General features: G+C 57.0%; 16 protein-coding genes. 10 read left to right on the top strand and 6 right to left on the bottom strand.

The window, feature by feature from the left end; all coding sequences use genetic code 11:
* Positions 1-107: 107 nt before the first annotated feature.
* Together Q0835_RS13980 and Q0835_RS13985 are read right to left on the bottom strand one after the other, a co-directional pair.
* Positions 108-1,418 carry an extracellular solute-binding protein gene (locus Q0835_RS13980; RefSeq protein ID WP_298819063.1) on the bottom strand — a complete coding sequence of 437 codons (1,311 nt, stop codon included), beginning with the start codon at positions 1,416-1,418 and terminating at the stop codon, positions 108-110.
* 476 nt (positions 1,419-1,894) lie between these two features.
* Positions 1,895-2,587, bottom strand: a complete 693-nt coding sequence (locus Q0835_RS13985; protein ID WP_298819061.1) for a hypothetical protein — start codon at positions 2,585-2,587, stop codon at positions 1,895-1,897.
* A 197-nt stretch (positions 2,588-2,784) separates the two neighbouring features.
* Between Q0835_RS13985 and Q0835_RS13990 the strand changes: the two genes are divergently transcribed.
* The 5 genes from Q0835_RS13990 to Q0835_RS14010 all read left to right on the top strand — a co-directional run bounded on the left by Q0835_RS13990 (position 2,785) and on the right by Q0835_RS14010 (position 9,439).
* A complete protein-coding gene (locus Q0835_RS13990) occupies positions 2,785-3,393 on the top strand; it encodes a hypothetical protein (RefSeq protein WP_298962130.1) in 609 nt (202 codons plus the stop codon).
* 7 nt (positions 3,394-3,400) lie between these two features.
* On the top strand, positions 3,401-4,813 hold the full coding sequence (locus Q0835_RS13995) for a DNA polymerase Y family protein (RefSeq protein WP_298962133.1): 1,413 nt from the start codon (positions 3,401-3,403) through the stop codon (positions 4,811-4,813).
* Positions 4,813-8,211: an error-prone DNA polymerase gene (locus tag Q0835_RS14000; RefSeq protein ID WP_298962136.1), complete on the top strand. Its 3,399-nt coding sequence runs from the start codon at positions 4,813-4,815 to the stop codon at positions 8,209-8,211. The genes Q0835_RS13995 and Q0835_RS14000 overlap by 1 nt, the downstream gene beginning before the upstream one ends.
* Before the next feature lie 110 nt (positions 8,212-8,321).
* A complete protein-coding gene (locus Q0835_RS14005) occupies positions 8,322-8,855 on the top strand; it encodes a dihydrofolate reductase family protein (protein WP_298962139.1) in 534 nt (177 codons plus the stop codon).
* A gap of 2 nt (positions 8,856-8,857) precedes the next feature.
* Entirely contained in the window at positions 8,858-9,439 is a 582-nt protein-coding gene (locus Q0835_RS14010) for a TetR/AcrR family transcriptional regulator (RefSeq protein WP_298962142.1), read from the top strand.
* A gap of 8 nt (positions 9,440-9,447) precedes the next feature.
* Here Q0835_RS14010 and Q0835_RS14015 read toward each other — a convergent pair whose 3' ends face one another.
* The gene (locus Q0835_RS14015) at positions 9,448-9,855 is read right to left on the bottom strand and encodes a hypothetical protein (protein ID WP_298819048.1); all 408 of its coding nucleotides are present in this window, start codon (positions 9,853-9,855) and stop codon (positions 9,448-9,450) included.
* A gap of 234 nt (positions 9,856-10,089) precedes the next feature.
* On the opposite strand from Q0835_RS14015, the gene Q0835_RS14020 reads away from it, so the two are divergent.
* Both Q0835_RS14020 and Q0835_RS14025 read left to right on the top strand, forming a co-directional pair.
* The gene (locus Q0835_RS14020) at positions 10,090-11,013 is read left to right on the top strand and encodes a hypothetical protein (protein ID WP_298962145.1); all 924 of its coding nucleotides are present in this window, start codon (positions 10,090-10,092) and stop codon (positions 11,011-11,013) included.
* 118 nt (positions 11,014-11,131) lie between these two features.
* A complete protein-coding gene (locus Q0835_RS14025; RefSeq protein WP_298962148.1) occupies positions 11,132-12,217 on the top strand; it encodes an enolase C-terminal domain-like protein in 1,086 nt (361 codons plus the stop codon).
* A 15-nt stretch (positions 12,218-12,232) separates the two neighbouring features.
* On the opposite strand, the gene Q0835_RS14030 is transcribed toward Q0835_RS14025, so the two are convergent.
* On the bottom strand, positions 12,233-12,622 hold the full coding sequence (locus Q0835_RS14030) for a tautomerase family protein (RefSeq protein ID WP_298962151.1): 390 nt from the start codon (positions 12,620-12,622) through the stop codon (positions 12,233-12,235).
* Between the two features lie 103 nt (positions 12,623-12,725).
* Here Q0835_RS14030 and Q0835_RS14035 point away from each other — a divergent pair, with 103 nt between their 5' ends.
* The gene (locus Q0835_RS14035) at positions 12,726-13,613 is read left to right on the top strand and encodes a LysR family transcriptional regulator (protein ID WP_298962153.1); all 888 of its coding nucleotides are present in this window, start codon (positions 12,726-12,728) and stop codon (positions 13,611-13,613) included.
* A 37-nt stretch (positions 13,614-13,650) separates the two neighbouring features.
* Here Q0835_RS14035 and Q0835_RS14040 read toward each other — a convergent pair whose 3' ends face one another.
* Complete coding sequence (locus Q0835_RS14040) at positions 13,651-14,352, bottom strand: Crp/Fnr family transcriptional regulator (protein ID WP_298962156.1); 702 nt, start codon at positions 14,350-14,352, stop codon at positions 13,651-13,653.
* A gap of 128 nt (positions 14,353-14,480) precedes the next feature.
* Between Q0835_RS14040 and Q0835_RS14045 the strand changes: the two genes are divergently transcribed.
* The gene (locus Q0835_RS14045; protein ID WP_298819029.1) at positions 14,481-14,993 is read left to right on the top strand and encodes a FecR family protein; all 513 of its coding nucleotides are present in this window, start codon (positions 14,481-14,483) and stop codon (positions 14,991-14,993) included.
* A complete protein-coding gene (locus tag Q0835_RS14050) occupies positions 14,945-16,849 on the top strand; it encodes an adenylate/guanylate cyclase domain-containing protein (protein WP_298962159.1) in 1,905 nt (634 codons plus the stop codon). The genes Q0835_RS14045 and Q0835_RS14050 overlap by 49 nt, the downstream gene beginning before the upstream one ends.
* A 96-nt stretch (positions 16,850-16,945) precedes the next feature.
* Here the strand turns inward: Q0835_RS14050 and Q0835_RS14055 are convergent, their stop codons facing one another.
* Positions 16,946-17,515: a cytochrome b gene (locus tag Q0835_RS14055; protein ID WP_298819025.1), complete on the bottom strand. Its 570-nt coding sequence runs from the start codon at positions 17,513-17,515 to the stop codon at positions 16,946-16,948.
* Between the last annotated feature and the right edge of the window lie 56 nt (positions 17,516-17,571).

Raw genomic sequence — 17,571 nt, forward strand, 5'->3', positions numbered from 1 at the left:
CCGGGAATGGGTAAAGCGGGTCACCAGATAAACCGGCAGACCCGCTTGACGTTCATGAAAATGGGGGCGCTTCGGAGCGCCCCCATTTGGGGTAGGTCAACCTGAACTTAGTTGCCGGTGGTCTTGGAGAAACGCTCAAGAAGCTTGTTGCCATCTGCTTCGATGGTCTTGAAAGCGTCTTCGACGGAGGTATCGCCAGACATGATCTTACCGTACTCGCGGTTCATGACGTCACGGATCTGAACGTAGAAGCCCATGCGGTAACCCTTGGTCCAGTCGCCGCCCGGCAGGGTCAGCTGCTTGATGCCGATTTCGGCAGCAGGCGTGCTGTCGTAGTAGCCGTCCGACTTGGCCAGTTCGTATGCAGCGTTGGTGATCGGCACATAACCGGTCTCTTTGTGCCACATATACTGGACTTCCGGAGACGTCAGGTACTCGTAGAAGGACGCAACGCACTTGTTTTCCTCGTCCGGCTTGCCGGACATTGCAAAGAGTGCCGCGCCACCGATGAACGTGCCGGTGCCAGCGCCTTCAACTGCGTCCCAGTAAGGCAGGTATGTCGCGGAGAACGGGAACTCAACAGTTTTGGCAATGCCGCCGAAGGAACCCGAAGAGCCGAGCCACATGGCCACTTTGCCTTCGTTGAACGGGGTCTGGTTGTCGCCCCAACCGGTGCCGTAGTAACCGAACAGACCATCGTCCAGCCAACCTTTAACAGCGGTGAAGTGATTCTTGATCGGCTCACCGAAGACCAGCTTGGTATCCTTTGAACCGTCGTAACCGTTGTTGTTGGTTGCGAACTGCAGGTTATGGCGGGACTTGAAGTTCTCGGTGAAGATCCAAGGCAGGTGAGACTGAGCAAGCGGCACATAACCGGCTTCTTTCAGCTTCGGTGCGATTTCCGCAAACTCTTCCCAGGTCTTCGGAGCTTCAACACCGGCCTTTTTCAGCGCGTCGACGTTGTAGTAGAGGATCGGTGTGGATGAGTTGAACGGCATGCCGATCATCTTGCCGTCACTGTCGGCATAGAAATAGCGAACGCCATCGATATAGTCTTCGATGCTGAAGTTGGCGCCAGCGTTTTCCAGAATGTCCTGGGCCGGAATAACGGCACCCTTGGCTCCGATGATGGTCGCTGCACCAGCATCGAACACCTGCAGAATGTTTGGCTGTTCGCCGGCACGGAAAGCCGCGATGCCGGCTGTCAGGGTCTCTTCATAAGTGCCCTTGAAGACCGGTGTGATTTTACAAGCGTCCTGAGAAGCGTTGTAGCCGTTCGAAATGTCGACAACAACTTCGCCCAGACGTCCACCCATGGCGTGCCACCAGGCAATGTCGGTTGCCGCATATGACGCGGAGGATGTGCCCAACAGGGCAGCCGCAGCGACAAAGCTGGCGACTGTTTTACGATAAGCCATGTTTATTTGCTCCCATCTCGAAGGGCATTTTTAGCCCCGGTCAGCAGTTGGTTTTCACGATACTGAAATGGCTTCATCAGCATCAGAAAGGATAACGCCTGCGTTTCGTATTGTTTTCATATGAACGTTGTATGACGCTCATATGAACATTAAAAGACGCCCAGACCGCGTCCGCAAGTGGCAACAGATGAAAACTTGCATATTTTGTTCAATCATCGGGATGTCAGCTGTTTTTTTTACCGCGTCGAAGGTTCGGCAAGACAATGGTTTGCCCGCAGACTCGCGCGTTTTTTCAGCGCAAGCCTTTCGTTGATATCACCGCGTCCATGAGGTTTAGCATGATCACATGAACGGGCTTCGACGAAGCCGGCTTCGTGAATATATCCATGAATTCAGAAGTTTACGCGTATACGCGATTTCCCAGGAGGCGCGCACCGCCTGTCAGGCAGCTCACTGGCGCGAGCCTTCCGGCACCCTCAGGCGTCCTGACCGAAAATCCGTTTCTTGGTGCTGGAGGATGAATGCAGCAGCTTGTTGTAGATATAATGCTTGCTTCGTTTTTCCAAAAACCGAAACGCGTATTCAATGCGGCCTTTCAAGCTTCGGCGTACCTTCGGACCCGAAGCCAGGTACCTGCGGATACGTCCCTCTTCACAGAGCCGGTCCACCCATAGCTTTTCCGCGTCCCAGTCGTGCGTGTGCTGTTTGCCCTGATGCGTAAACCCGAACAGATGGATCTCCACGTCGGGCATGACATCCAGAATTTCCGCAATGATGGACGCGCCTGTCGTCGGATTGCTTCGTTCAAACGGATCGAATTCCTTGAGATGGCCGCGTGCTTTGGTTATCGGACCGAACCCCAAATGGGACTGTTTGCACTCCTTGGTAAAGAGCCAGTCGACGTCTCCATTTTCCCGGATATCATTCACCCAGACTTCAGGCGCGCGATGCAGGGCAACAGGATTTATCCGCTTGCTCATATAGACGCGCGCCCGGTTGAGCAGCAATGCATCGACCCGCTCGCCTGCCGCGCCGCAAGCTGGCGCGCTGTTAAACCGCAACACGAAATCGGCCTTGTCGATCATAGGGGCGTCGGCCTTCGAAACAGGCCCGTTTCCGACGATGGAAATCGATTTGATCGCGCGCTTCTTCAAGTCGCTTATTGTCATGAAGTCTTCCTGATACTGCACCGGGCCGTATAGCAATCCGGTTCCCAACCGGCAACGGCTGTTTGCGGCCCGGGCCGAGTGGCCATGGTATGGACGCGCAACCGGGACACTCTCCATCCTGGCCTTTTCGACAACAAGGTTCCGCAAATGAATGGCATCCGCTAAGCTGGTTTCATTATTCGTTGACCTGGCACAGCATGACCCTGCCCTTCTCTTCTGTCTTTCCGCTGAAAAAAGCGCGCGCGCATGAAATTTGCGGCGACAGCGCTTTGGTTTTTGCCGCCGCAAGTGCCGGACTTTCAACCGGGGCCGTTGTCTGGGTATCGGAAAACTGGCGTCCGACGGTCAACCCGGAGGGCCTTTCTCCTTTCTGTGACCCGGGCAAACTGCTTCTGACCCGCGCCGACAGCCAGCTGAATGTTCTGGCCAGCACCGAAACGGCGCTGCGGTCCGGTGCCGCCGGGCTTGTCGTGGCAGAACTATCCAGCGCCATTGGGCTAACGGAAGGGCGCAGGCTGCAGCTGGCGGCGGAAGCCGGGGGAACGACTGCACTGCTCATCATTCCGGACGACGCGGGAAGCAATGCGGCAGAAACCCGCTGGCGCTGCACCGGCGTCCCAACCGGACAACCAGGACTGCCCGGACAGCCCGGTCCTGCCTATGGCACCCCTCGTCAAAAGGACCATGACTCGACTCATTGGCGCTGGTCGCTTATAAAGAACAAAATAGGAACATTGTCAGAATGGATTGTCCGTTGGGATGCAGCGACGCATCGTATCATTGTGGTTTCCGAGGCTGGCAGCTGAGCGCTCCTTGCGCGCTCGGCCCGTCGATGCGCCTTTTGCTCTGACCCTGTTCGATCGGAATTCAGAACGCATTTACGACCTGTGTCCCCGTGCTGAAGCTGCGGGTCTCAACCGCGGCATGACGCTGGTTCATGCGCGCAGCTTCTGCCCCGGACTTCTGACCCGTGCGGCTGATCCTGTGACCGATCAGCGTTTCCTCCGCTTGCTGGCCCGGTGGGCCGTGCGCTACTGCCCCTGGGTCGGCCTTGACGGCCGGGACGGCCTTTTTCTCGACGTAACCGGATCGGCGCATTTGCTTGGCGGAGAGGCTCCGCTTCTGGACGATATCAAAAGCCGCCTGACCCGCGCCGGCCTGACGGCAAGGCTTGCTCTTGCCGGCACGCCGGGCACAGCCTGGGCCATGTCCCACTTTGCTGAAGGCATTGCTAACGATGGTGAGAACCTTGCGCGTATCGGCCCGCTGCCGCTCTCTGCCCTGCGCCTTCCCGACCAGACCTGCACCAGCCTTGAACGCCTCGGCATCGCAACGGTGTCGGAGCTCTATAACCTGCCACGGGCAACCGTTGCCAGACGTTACGATCCGGAGGTTTTGCGCCGCCTTGACCAGGCGCTCGGAGATATCCCGGAGCAGATCTCGCCCCTGAAGGACGAGGTCAGCTTTGCCGTGCGCATCACCCTGCCTGACCCGATCGGACTTCTGGACGATGTCATGGCAGCGGCCCGGCGATTGATCGATCATCTATGTGCCCGGCTGGACATCGCCCAGAAGGGCGCGCGCATGCTCAAGATCACCTTCCGCAGAGTGGATCAGGAGAACCAGTCGGTAGAACTGAAGCTTGCCCGGCCGATGCGGGATGGCGAGCGCATACTTGCGCTTTTCGAGCGGGGCGTCAGCGCCGTCGATGCCGGATACGGCATAGATATGATCCGGCTGGAAGCGGTGGAGGTCGAAGAGCTTGGCATGCGCCAGCTGGACCGAGCCGAAGGCCGGGAAAAGGACAGTCTCGCCGATCTCATCACCCAGCTTGGTAACAGGGTGGGCCTGGAGAACATCCAGCGGTTTCACCCCGTCGACAGTCATATTCCCGAACGCAGCTTCAAACTGGTGCCTGCCGCCTATTCCAGCCCGGTTCCCACCTGGCCCGCCCAACGTCCACGCCCCTTGCGCCTGTTCCCCCCCGAACCGATTTCCGGGACCGGGTTCGAGCCGCCGCGCCGCTTCCGCTGGCGGGGCCGGTCCCTGAGCACCGCAGAGGCTGAAGGGCCGGAACGGATCACCCCGGCGTGGTGGGAAAACGACCAGGACTGGGCCCATGGCCTGCGCGACTATTGGCGCGTGGCCACTTTGCAGGGCCAGCGCCTGTGGCTGTTCCACACGCCGCAACACCCGGCCTGGTTCGTGCAAGGGGAGTTCGGTTGATGACCGCACCGATCCTTGCCGACGCCGTGTTTCCCGAACCGGCCCGCTATGCGGAGCTGTGCGTCACATCCAATTTTTCCTTTTTGCGCGGGGCTTCCCACCCGGAGGAACTGGTAACGCGCGCCGCAGCTCTTGGGCTGGACGCAATTGCCATCACTGACCGCAATTCACTGGCAGGTGTGGTGCGTGCCTTTTCCGCACTCAAGGAGATCCGGCGGACAGCGGAGGAAGGCATCCAGATCCGGTCCCACTCGCAGATCGATTCATCCTCCCGGCAAGAGACCAGCACCACACCACCGCTCACCGTCGCACTTTCCAGAAGGTTGCCACGGCTGATTGTCGGAGCACGGCTCGTGCTGCAGGACAGCCCTGTGGAGTGGGTGGCTCTGCCGACGGACCGCGCGGCCTATGAACGGCTCAGCCAGCTTCTGACACTTGGCAAGCGCCGAGCGGAAAAGGGCGACTGCCATCTGAACCATGCCGATCTTCTGGCCGCCGCGACCGGCCTGATCCTGATTGCTCTGCCCCGGCCATTCATGACGGCATGTGCCTCACAGGCCGATATTTGCAAGACGGCACGTGCACATATCCGCGCGCTGCGCCAGGACGCCCCCGGCCACATCTTTCTGGGAGCGGCGCCGCGCTATGACGGTACTGACCAGGCGTGGTTCCGCACCTGTGCCCAGGCAGCCCATTCACTGGCAGCGCCCATGATCGCCGTCGGTGACGTGCTGATGCATCACGCCGGACGGCGTCGGCTGGCCGATGTGCTGACATGCCTGCGCGAAGGCTGCACCATCGACCAGATCGGAACCAGGGCCCTGCCCAATGGCGAACGGCGGCTGAAGGCGCCCGAGGATATGGCCCGGCTTTACCGCCACCACCCGGCGGCGTTGCGCCGAACTCTTGAAATTGCCACGCGCTGCAGCTTTGACCTTGCCGAGCTTTCCTACGAATACCCGGATGAGATCGCGGATGGCGAAAGCCCGCAGGAACGGTTGGAACGGCTCACCTACAAGGGCCTTCAAAACCGTTATCCGGCCGGCATCCCCGAGCACGCCATGGCCCTTGCGGAAAAGGAACTGAAGCTGATCCGGAAGCTTGATTTCCCCGCCTACTTCCTGACCGTTCACGACATCATCCAGTTTGCCCGCAGCCGTCATATCCTTTGCCAGGGACGCGGTTCGGCGGCCAATTCGATCATCTGTTATGCGCTTGGCATCACCGATGTCGGACCGGAGACAATCACCATGGTCTCCGAACGGTTCATTTCCGAACACCGCGGCGAACCACCGGATATCGACGTCGATTTCGAGCATGAACGCCGGGAAGAAGTGATCCAGTATGTCTATGAAAAATACGGCCGTCACCGCGCCGGGCTCTGCGCCACGGTGATCCATTTCCGCACCCGCGCCGCGATCCGGGAGGTGGGCAAGGTGATGGGGTTGAACGTGGATGTCACGGCGGCCCTCTCCGGCCAGATCTGGGGCAGCTCCAATTCCGGGCCGGAAGAAACGCGAATGAAGGAAATCGGTCTCGATCTGAGCAATCCGCGCATCTGCCAGACGATCGAATTGATCAAGGAGATCATCGGATTTCCACGTCACCTCAGCCAACATGTCGGCGGCTTTGTGATCACACAGGGACGTCTTGACGCGCTCTGTCCCATCGAGAATGCGGCCATGGAAAACCGGACCGTGATTGAATGGGACAAGGATGATATCGACGCCCTCGGCATCCTGAAGGTAGACCTGCTCAGCCTTGGCATGCTGACCTGCATCCGCAAATGCTTCGATCTGCTCGACACGCATCATGGACGGCAACTGACTCTCGGCACGGTGCCGCAAGGCGACACGACAACCTATGACATGTTGTGCAAGGCCGATGCGATCGGTGTTTTCCAGGTGGAAAGCCGGGCGCAGATGAACTTTCTGCCGCGCATGCGCCCCCGTGAATTCTACGATCTTGTCATTGAGGTTGCGATTGTCCGGCCCGGTCCGATCCAGGGCGGCATGGTGCATCCCTATATCAACCGGCGTCAGGGCAAGGAAAAGATCAGCTTCCCCTCAAAAGCGCTGGAAGAGGTTCTGGGCAAGACGCTCGGCGTACCGCTTTTTCAGGAACAGGCGATGCAGATCGCCGTGGTTGCCGCCGGCTTCACGCCGTCGGAAGCAGACAAGCTGCGCCGGTCCATGGCTACGTTCCGGCGTATGGGCACAATCGGTCAGCTGAAGGACAAGTTCATTACCGGCATGCTGGAACGCGGCTATGAGCTGGAGTTTGCCCAGAACTGTTTCAGCCAGATCGAAGGGTTCGGCGAATACGGCTTTCCGGAAAGCCACGCAGCCGCCTTTGCCATGCTCGCTTATGTCTCGGCCTATCTGAAATGTCATTTCCCGGCCGAATTCGCCTGCGCTTTGCTCAACTCCCAGCCGATGGGTTTTTATGCCCCGGCACAGATCGTGCGCGATGCCCGCGAGCACCAGGTGGAGGTGCGCCCCATTTGCGTCAACACCAGCGCCTGGGACAACACGCTGGAGCGGCGCAGCGATGGCGCACTCGCCCTGAGACTGGGTTTCCGTCAGATCAAGGGACTTCGCGAAGAGGACGCCGACTGGATCGTTGCGGCACGCGGCAACGGCTATCCGGACACCGAAACCCTGTGGCTTCGAACCGGTGTGCCTCCCGCTACGCTGGAGCGCCTGGCCGAGGCCGACGCCTTTTCCGGCATGGGCCTCAGCCGCCGCGCCGCACTCTGGCAGGTAAAGACAATCCGCAGCCCCAAACCGCTGCCCCTCTTCAACGACCCGATTGACGGCGAAGCAATCTTCGAACCGGATGTGCTGCTGCCGGCCATGCATCTGGGCCAGGAGGTGGTGGAGGATTATCTGTCGACCCGTCTGACACTGCGCGCCCATCCGATGGAGTTGCTGCGCCCGCATATTCCACGCCTGACCCCGCATGACCGGTTGCCCGTGCTCTCCCCCCGCGAGGCGCGTCATGTTTCGGTCTGCGGCCTCGTCATCACCCGCCAGCGCCCTGGCACGGCTTCAGGTGTCATCTTCTTGACATTGGAAGACGAAACGGGCGTTTCCAACGTGGTCGTCTGGCCGAAAATGTATGAAAAATATCGTGCCGCTGTCATTGGCGGGCGGCTCTTGAAAGTGACTGGCCGTCTGGAGCGCGAAGGTATTGTCGTCCATCTGATCGCTGATCATATCGAAGACCGCTCCCGCGACCTCGCTCTTCTCGGCCACCCCAGTGACGATGCTCTGGGTCAGACCACACCCAAGACGGATGACGTGCCCGCGCACCTCAAATCAGACGCACCTAAACCAAGAGCCATGCACCCGCGCGACCAGGCCAAACGGCTCTTTCCGAGCCGGGATTTTCACTGAGACACGCTTGCAAAGACACCACCATCATACCCTGAACCAACTCACTCATCAGGCCTGGTTGACAGAAGAAACCGCCATTTATTATACAGTGTATAAAAATGGAGAGTTGAATGCCAACCGGACACACAATGATGGCCATGAGCCTGGATGGTTTCGTCGCGCGAAAGAACCACACGCTCGACTGGTTGATGAAGCTCGACACTGAGGGTGAGGAGCACGGGTTTGCCGACTTTCAAGAGAGCATCGATGTCATCGTCATGGGCACAGGCTCTTTCAGAACGGTTCTGGGCTTCGGTGAATGGCCCTATCAAAAACCGGCGGTGGTTCTGAGCAGTACCATGCGCGAAGACGACATTCCCGACCACATAAAGGGCAAGGTTGAATTCAGCCAATTGTCACCTGAAGCTCTGATGTCTCAACTGGGTGAGCGTGGCATATCGCGGGTCTATGTCGACGGCGGCGCAATCATCCGGTCATTCCTGCATGCCGGCCACATCGCCGATATGAGAGTTGCGGTAGCACCCGTACTCATTGGCGACGGCATTCGCATGTTTGGTGAACTAACCAAGGACATTGATCTGTTTCTTGAAGAGGTGAGCCAGTTCAAGTCCGGCCTGGTCCAAATGCGGTACAGGGTTATCTGACGATGGCCGCTAAAAAGACCCCGGGCCGCCCATCAAAAGGGGCTGGCGCGTTGTCCAAAAAACGCATCATTGACGCTGCCGCGCCGCTCCTGCAGCAAAAAGGCCTCGAAGCTGTGTCTTTTAGGCGTTTGGCGGACAACCTCGGTGTGAGTGCAATGGCAATCAAATACCATATTGGTAGCCAGCAGGAACTGCTGTCCGCATTGGTCGAGCACAGTTTCAAAGACACGTTAGGCACGATCAAGGGAGAAAGTCCTGCGGAACGTCTCCGTCATGTTCTTTCAATGTACTGTATCCGTGCCCTGGAAAACCCGAATGCGATCCGCTGCATCCTGAACGACGCTTCGCTCATGAGTCTGGAAATTATTGAAATCACAGAAGAAATAAGGAAATATACCCGACTGTTGAACGATGATGACCCAGACGACGTTCTACTCAACCTGCTGGTCGATTACACACACGGTTTCGTCTTTTCAGCGGTTGCAGCTGCCCCCAACACATGCCTTACCCAAGAGGATTACCTGCGCAGCATCGATTGGACGCTCTCGCTCTGCAAGGACCAGAAAAAATCGACACCGTCTTGAGACAGGCGCTACTGAGTTGATATGCGATGATAGATCAAAGGGCGATCATCGTCGGTTGCACCGAAGCGGACAATGCCCGTCTCTTCGTCGCGAACCAGGAACCTGTCTCTGATATCAAAGGGCTCGCCACCTTCGCAAACTGCGCGTGAATTGAAGCGGTGAAGCTTGCCATCGTCGGTCAAGCGACCTTCAGCCACAATCCAGCCTTTCCCGTTTTCGCAAAGAGAGAACTCCGAAGGAACCACACGGATATCAAACTCACCCGGCTCCTTACCAGCAATCGACAAATAGTCGATTGAGCCATCAAGAGCATCAAGTCCCTTGTAAAGTCCCACCCAATCCGCATCGTCCGCGACAGCGGAACCGGTCAAAACAGCCAACCCTACAAAGGCCGATGCAAGCAATCGATTGAACATGCTTCAATCCCTTCGTGCGTATCAATTGCGATCACGACAGTCGATGACCACAAAGAAAATCACAGATTGCAACAATCCGTCAAAACACCCGCCGAGACCTTGTAGGACTGGTGCCACGCATTTTCTGTGTCCTGGTGAAACATCGTAGGCAAAAAGTATCGCATTCTGCTGGTATTTCATCCACGCATGACTTATGAGTGAGCAAATGCTCATTATTGTCTTGAAAGGCTCGTCATGCGCGCTTCATCCGTCCTGCTTTCCATAGCGCTACTCGTCGGCCTGGCTATTCCGGCTGCTGCTCAGATGAGCGAAGATCAAATCCGAAACGGCTTCAAAAATCACGCCGCGATGGCCCAGTATTATCGCTGGTATCAATTTTACGAACGCCCGGATGGCGGCGTTGCCAACGCACTCGATATCCTCACCAAAGACGTGACGATCACTTCCGGCCTGGGCACTGCGAACGGTCATGCGCAATACAAGGAACGCGTGGCACAACTACCGGCAACCTGGAAGAATGCGCACCACGTTCAAACTGCCGAGATCACCCAAGGCAAAGACGGCAAAATGACGCTTACCGCGAAGATCATTTATCAGAACCAGGGCATGCTTCCGGATGGGGCCGTTCGACAAGCCGACCTGAACTACACCGTTGAAATGGTGCCTGGCGAAGATGTGCTTCCGCTTCTATCCAATGTTCTGATCGAACAGAACAGCGACACCACCGTCACAAGTTTTCAAGATGCCTATGCTGAGAATCGGCTGCGCAGCCTTGTTCACTACTGGCTCGCGCTGATCGAAGACCCTTCCCGCAATCCTGAACCCGTTCAGGAAATTCTTTCAGATGACTTCTCACTGAATTTTTCAAGCGGCGCCATCACCGACTTTAACGGCTTCAAGGCTTGGCTGGCCGGTCCAGCATCGCAGGTCGCGGCCAGCACCCATGTCATATCCAACTTCGAAGCGAAGGACCTTGGTGAGGGAGAATACACGGCCACGATGGATTTCGATTGGGCAGGCATCACGCCCGACGGCACCGAACTTGTCGCCAAGACGCGCCATACCTGGACAGCAACCAACGACGTCAACGAGCGGTTCGCGCGCATCAAAACCGTCGATGTGGAAGTGCTTGAACCCTTCCGGCCGCGTGGGAACTGACCTCACCAAACAGTGTAGAAAACCAGTTGATGGCCCGCGCGACAAAAACCTGATGCGTGGGCCACTTGCGCTATCGACGTCCTAGACAAATCGAACTGGGACTTTCTATTGTGCCGGCATGACAACCGAACCTCCAAAGATATCCGATAGCCGCATTCGTGCAGTCATGGCTCCCCTTGCGCTCCCGCATAAGACGGCGTCCGGCACACTGGAAGCTGCTCCCCTGGTCCTGATCGACATAACGATGAATGACGGGATCACTGGTTCGGCATATCTATTTTCCTATACGCCGGTTGCGTTGGAGCCACTTGCCCTTTTGACTGGGAACCTGATCAACGGTCTCGTTGGCGAGACTTCGGACCCGGAAAGCGTGAATGCACTGCTTGATCAACGTGCTCGGCTGCTTGGAAACCAGGGCCTTCTGGCAATGGCGATCAGCGGTATAGACATGGCTTTGTGGGACGCCAAGGCCAAGCGGGCCGAGAAGCCCTTGTGCAAGTTACTGGGCCAGGATTGCAAACCAGTCCGAGCTTATGACAGCCTTGGTCAGATGCCACCCGACGAGACCGCCCGGGAAGTCGAGGCTTCTCTCAAACGCGGATTTCGCGCTTTCAAGATCAAGGCCGGACATCCCGATCCGCAAGTTGATGCCGCCGTTGTGCGCGCGATCCGAAACGTAGCCGGTACCGATGTCTGGATTGCGGCGGACTTCAATCAGGCGTTCGATGTCGACGAAGCCGTCCAGCGCATGAAAATACTCGACGATGAAGGCCTGGCCTGGATCGAGGAACCGGTTCATGCCACCAACTATCTGGGGCATGCCGTTGTTCGCACCAACATCCGGTCACCGGTTCAAACAGGTGAAAACTGGTGGGGAATTGCCGACATGCAAAAATCGGTTGCCGCGAACGCTTCAGACCTTGTGATGCCGGATGCGATGAAAATCGGCGGTGTGACAGGCTGGCGCCGGGCAAGCCAACTTGCTCAAGATGCATCATTGCCGGTTGCAAGCCATCTGTTCGTCGAGATTTCCTCCCATCTTCTGAACGCGACGCCAACTGCCATGATCCTGGAGTGGTTCGACATTGCCGGAACGCTTGTCGCGAACACGCCCACCATTCGAGACGGCCACGCGCTCCCATCTTTGGAGCCGGGCATCGGCATTATCTGGGACGAGCACGCAATTTCGAACATTTCAGCATAGCTCACGTGTTGCCTGTCAAAGCTGCAAGACCGACTTCACAGATCCAGCGCTGCTGAATGACCAGTCGATTGGTTGATTTTCCAGAAGATAGATAATGGAATTGTCGGGTTTCAGACCGGTCTGGCCGAGGCGTTTCCTCACATCTCGGTAAAGTGCCTCTTTCTGATCGTCAGAACGACCGCCAAGCAGAGCGATCTCAATAATGATTGTATGTGCCGGGTCGCGTACGCCCAGAAATGACGGATGAAGAATAATGTCTTGTGGCGGATAACGCGTCACAAGGCAGAAGAAGTCATCAGGGTTTACCGCACACGTTTCCACCAAGCTGTCATGAAGCAATTGATTGATGCGGTGGCAGGTCGCTGTCGGCAGTGCCTGCGGAACGTGGATCTTGTTCATCGGCATCAGAGCCCCTTTCTGTTCGTTTGAAGTCCGGGGGCACGCTATTCTTGAATTTTTGTTGAAAATAGACAAAATCAAGCAAGATAAACTTGCCTGAAAGTCTGAAATGAATCCACATCTCGCACCCGAACTCGCGACGTTCGTGCGTGTCATTGACCTGGGGTCGTTCGCTTCAGTTGCCGATGAACGGGGGCTGACGTCTTCCGGGATATCCCGCGCTGTTTCCAGGCTTGAGGCATCATTGGGGTCCAAGCTGCTGCACCGCTCAACCAGGCGATTGGAATTGACGCGCGAGGGAGAAGTCTTTCTCCGGCATGCGCGCAACATTCTCGCGATGCTCGAAGCGGCACAGTCGGACATATCCAAGGAAACAGAACTTGCCCGTGGCCACTTGAAAATCAACTGCGGCTCAGCCTTTGCCCATCACAAACTGGCACCGATCCTGCCCGCATTCAACGAGACCTATCCTGATGTCACCGTTGATGTCTCAATCGCCGATCACCGCATAGACCCCTATGCTGAGCATTCTGACATCACGATCCGGGTCGGCCCCTTGAGCGATAGCGATCTTGTCGCCGTTCGGCTGGGATCGGTATCAAGGTTGATCGCAGCCAGCCCAGCTTATCTGGAAAAATACGGGCAACCGGCTTCATCGAAGGACCTGCTTTCGCATAATTGCCTGCTTTTAAAGGGGTTCCCTCACCAATCGAACTGGCCTTTCCGGGAAAATGGCAAACTGGTTGAGGTTGCCGTTTCCGGCAACTTCAGCTCAGACAGCGCAGAAATGCTGCTGCGGACGGCAATTGCGGGCCTCGGGATCGTCAGGTTGGGAGACTTTCTGGGAGAAGCCGCTCTCAAGTCCGGCAAACTGCTTCCCATTCTTCAAGACAGTCACATCAAAAACGAGCAACCCATTTCCGCACTCACACCGCCAGGACGGCAGTCCCTTCCACGCGTCCGCGCAATGCTGGATTTCCTGAAGGCGAAAACCTGAAGCCAGCCGGTCTTGTGTTGTCTGCGCCCGTCACACACTAGAATTCGTCGGCAAGCGCTTCCAATCTTTCCCGGTTCTTGATGATAAGCCAGCCGTCGCGCAGTGCTATCAGGTCAGCTTTTTGCCATTTACCGAGGCAGCGATTGACGCTTTCACGCGTGTTGCCAATCATGCCTGCCAGTTCCGACTGAGATTGGGAAAGCTTTTGAAGCGGACGGTCGTTTGACCCCGGAGTTGTTGTCGTCAACCTGAGCAGAAGCTTGGAGAGGCGCACCTGGGTATCCATAAAAGCGACCTCGATCATGCGCTCGTCGGACCGGCGCACACGCTGACACAGGAGTTCAATCAACCGGATCGAGAGTGCTGGGTTCCGGTTCAGAACGTCCAGGAACGAGCGGCGTTCAAGTACCACAAGCGCACAATTTGTGAGCGCATCGACATTTGCCGAACGTCCGCCGCCATCCAGCATGGCGATCTCGCCAAAGACATCACCGGCCTGCAGATCATTCAAAGTGATGTCCCTGTCGCCGGGTGTCATCATCGAAACGCGAACGGAGCCTTCGGCGATCGCCATCATGCTCATGCCGGGTTCACCCATCGCGAAGATTTTCTGCCCCGCGTCATAACGCTTCACATAAGAAAACTCAGCAAGTTCCTCTCTGGCACGGCTGTCAAGCGCTTCAAAAACAAAGCTTTTACCGAGCAGCTTTTCCTTGTTAAATTCGTTTGATGCATTCATGGTTTTTTACTCGAGAGGCATGACGCGCACGACATTGCTGGGAATGTCCGTGACTTGTTGGACAACAGCTCTAGGTGCCTTTGGGCAAATTTGAGCACGGCTTGAACGCTCCATTTAGGACATCGATGATGAAAAAGTATGTCACTCTGGCCCTATTCTCCATTCTGATTGCGCTCACAAGTACGTTTTCGAACGCACAATCTCTGATTGGGTGTACGCGAACCGAATTGGCAGATCCCGCCCGGGTTGTCTATCAGTGCCAGGGCGGTGTCACACTAGAGGCCGAAGCTGCAGCGTCCCTCGGTGTGATCAAGTCGGACCCCGATCAACGCCCTTCTGAGGTTGAGGTCGATTCTGATGCTGTCCTGATCGAGGTTGCACCTGCAGGCGGGCCCTTTCAAATTCGCACACCCCACGCGATCGCTGCGGTCAGGGGCACGGTCTATATTGTCGATGTGACCGCTGAAGGCACTTCCGTCTTTGTCAGCGAAGGCGAGGTCGCAGTTTTCCGCGAAGTCGGCAGCGAAGAAGTTACCCTGGCCGCAGGTGACGGTGTCGATGTGCGAACCGGTGAACCGCTTGTAGTCCGGCAGTGGCCGGAACAAAGGGTACGCGCCTTGCTCAATCGCTTTGGTCGATGAAGCCGAAGCTTTCCCGATGGATCTTGCTGGCTGCACTTGCCGCCGGCCTGATTTGGTCGGGTCTGCTCGCCTATATTCATCTGACCGGAAGCGCGAGTGTCCTCGACCGGTTTGAAACAGTTTTTCTTGATCTGAAAATTGCCGCAGCAGGAGAAAGATCTCCGCCCTCCGATGTGGTTATCGTTGCAATTGACGATCAGACCGTCAACGGAGTAGGGCAATTTCCGTTGCCGAGAAACCGGCTCGCCGCGCTCATCGATGCGATTGAGGCAGCTGGTGCGAAGGCGATTGCAATCGACCTCCTGCTGCCAACCACATCAGACGATTCGCATGACCTCGACCTTGGTGCAGCTCTCAAGAACTTTCCATCCGTCATCGCTGCAGTCGGCAGCCTGGAGGAGGCACTCCCCCTTGAAAACAGCGTTCCCGTTGTGGAAACGGTGATGGTGCCCGCCGCAGCTGTCTCCAGGTTTTCGAAAACGGGATTGGCTAACATCGTCACGGACACCGGTGGCACACCGCGTCATATTCCGCATCTATTTTTGACACCTGAGGGCTTGAAGCCATCCTTCAGCTTGCAGGCGTTCAGCCTTTTTCAAGGTGAGCCACATTCCTTTGCGGCAAACGGCGTACGCATCGGTGAGCAGTTGAGAGCGACTGACCTGGGATGGCACATGCCCCTCAACTATTATGGCCCGGGCGGCACCATCCCCACTTTCAGCGCTGCTAATCTCATGGAGCAAGGCTCAGACCCCGAGATAAGCCTGGAGGACAAACTGGTCGTCCTCGGTGTCACAGCGACCGCAGTAGGAGATCGGTTCAGCACACCGTTTGATCCCGTCATGCCCGGGGTTGAAATCCAGGCGACCGGGCTTGCCAATCTGCTCGACCACAGCGCGCTCATACGCGGACCGGAGACCAGAAGCCTCGACGGTTTGGTCGCAGTCTGCATTACACTTCTCGGTCTTCTCGCGATCGCGTATTTCTCCTTGGCACAGGCCTCATTCATCTATTTCGTACTCATGGCTGTTTGGCTCCTCTTCACTGCGGTGGCATTCACTCACGGTCACTGGCTCAACGGCGCGCTGCCCTTGGCAGCAAGCCTTCCACCTGTCGCTGCATTGATTTTTGTTCGTCAGATCTCAGACCGCAGATGGGCTCGACAGCAGCAGATCGCACAACAGGAACTTGCCAGGTTCCATGCGCCGAGATTGGCGGAACGAATTGCCGGGGACCCTACGTTTCTCCTGCACCCCAGGGAACAGACGGTTGCGGTTCTGTTCATAGACCTGTCCGGCTACACAGGCCTCAGCGAGCAGCTGGGCCCAGCTGCGACCCGGGACTTCCTGAAAGAGTTTCATACGGTCGTGGTCAATGTTGCGAGCGCAAACAATGGTGTCGTGCTCGATTTTATGGGCGATGGCGCGATGCTCGGCTTCGGCATCCCGGACCCAGCCTCAAGCGATCCCTTGAATGCCTGCCGGTGCACATTTCAACTTGTGGAGCAGGTGCACGATTGGCTCGCGCTTCAGTCGTCAATGTCGGAAAGGTGCCGGCTCCGTGTCGGTGGACATATCGGGCAAGCCGTTCTGTCCCGTCTTGGACACGAACAGCAACAGCAGATCACCGCAACTGGTGACTGCGTCAACGTGGCCAGCCGGTTGCTGGAAGTGGCTAAACATCATGGTGCCCTGGTTGCTCTCTCGTCTGACCTCATTGCAGCTGCAGAGAACATTTCTCCCAACTCGCTGACGGTACCTAGACGCGAAACAGAAGGCATTCGAGGCCGGCGGCAATCTCTCAGCGTCGGCCTCTGGAAGTCGCACGAAGTCCTGCTGAGTTCCAAACGGCTTTGAGGGTCAGACCACTTTGCCTTCAACAAGTGTGCACCGTTTCGTGCAGGTGTAGCGGCCCGGAGATTGCCGTGCACCGGACCGGACGAACAGACAAAATCACAGCATCCGGAAGAGCGTCCGATCTTTCCTGATCGTGTGATGAAAAACCACAGCACCGATATGCAGCACAAAGAGGACAAGCAGGATATACGCGCTCCACTCGTGGATGGCGGACAAGGTCCAGGCGATATCAGGGCTCTTGCCTATCGGACTCCAGATCTGAACCAGACCGAACCATTTCAGCGGAAACCCATGCGCATTGGTCGCCAGAAAACCGGATACGGGCATGATGATCAGGAAAAGATAGAAAAGGCCGTGAACCGAGGCCGCCGCGTATCGTTCAATAGCCGGCCCTTCGTTCTCGATAGGTTTCGTCAAAAGCTTGTTGCCGACCCGGATCAGCATCAGCCACAAAACGATGAAGCCGAAGCTTTCGTGCAGCAGGTAGAAAGCGGTGACGACATCCTTTTTTGCAAAGCCGATCATCAGTCCCAGCGGCCACGTGATCAGGACCAATACGGCGACGGACCAATGCAGAAGCCGCGTAACTGAACCATAACGCGCGAAGGGGTGAACGGGTTCCCGGTCCCCTTGAGAGGTTTCTTTGTAAGAGATGCTGTCTGTCACGGGTGTCTCCAACGGTCCTATGAGCTGATTGTATTGAGGGCTCAAGTTCAAATTTG

The sequence above is a fragment of the uncultured Roseibium sp. genome (genome assembly GCF_947499295.1).
Taxonomy (GTDB): Bacteria; Pseudomonadota; Alphaproteobacteria; order Rhizobiales; family Stappiaceae; genus Roseibium.

Coding starts and splice junctions, on each gene's coding strand:
- Q0835_RS14000 (WP_298962136.1), top strand. CDS start 4,813: ATGACCGCACCGATCCTTGCCGACGCCGTGTTTCCCGAACCGGCCCGC.
- Q0835_RS13985 (WP_298819061.1), bottom strand. CDS start 2,587: ATGACAATAAGCGACTTGAAGAAGCGCGCGATCAAATCGATTTCCATC.
- Q0835_RS14025 (WP_298962148.1), top strand. CDS start 11,132: ATGACAACCGAACCTCCAAAGATATCCGATAGCCGCATTCGTGCAGTC.
- Q0835_RS14005 (WP_298962139.1), top strand. CDS start 8,322: ATGCCAACCGGACACACAATGATGGCCATGAGCCTGGATGGTTTCGTC.
- Q0835_RS14045 (WP_298819029.1), top strand. CDS start 14,481: ATGAAAAAGTATGTCACTCTGGCCCTATTCTCCATTCTGATTGCGCTC.
- Q0835_RS14040 (WP_298962156.1), bottom strand. CDS start 14,352: ATGAATGCATCAAACGAATTTAACAAGGAAAAGCTGCTCGGTAAAAGC.
- Q0835_RS14030 (WP_298962151.1), bottom strand. CDS start 12,622: ATGCCGATGAACAAGATCCACGTTCCGCAGGCACTGCCGACAGCGACC.
- Q0835_RS14020 (WP_298962145.1), top strand. CDS start 10,090: ATGCGCGCTTCATCCGTCCTGCTTTCCATAGCGCTACTCGTCGGCCTG.
- Q0835_RS14035 (WP_298962153.1), top strand. CDS start 12,726: ATGAATCCACATCTCGCACCCGAACTCGCGACGTTCGTGCGTGTCATT.
- Q0835_RS13990 (WP_298962130.1), top strand. CDS start 2,785: ATGACCCTGCCCTTCTCTTCTGTCTTTCCGCTGAAAAAAGCGCGCGCG.
- Q0835_RS13980 (WP_298819063.1), bottom strand. CDS start 1,418: ATGGCTTATCGTAAAACAGTCGCCAGCTTTGTCGCTGCGGCTGCCCTG.
- Q0835_RS14010 (WP_298962142.1), top strand. CDS start 8,858: ATGGCCGCTAAAAAGACCCCGGGCCGCCCATCAAAAGGGGCTGGCGCG.
- Q0835_RS14015 (WP_298819048.1), bottom strand. CDS start 9,855: ATGTTCAATCGATTGCTTGCATCGGCCTTTGTAGGGTTGGCTGTTTTG.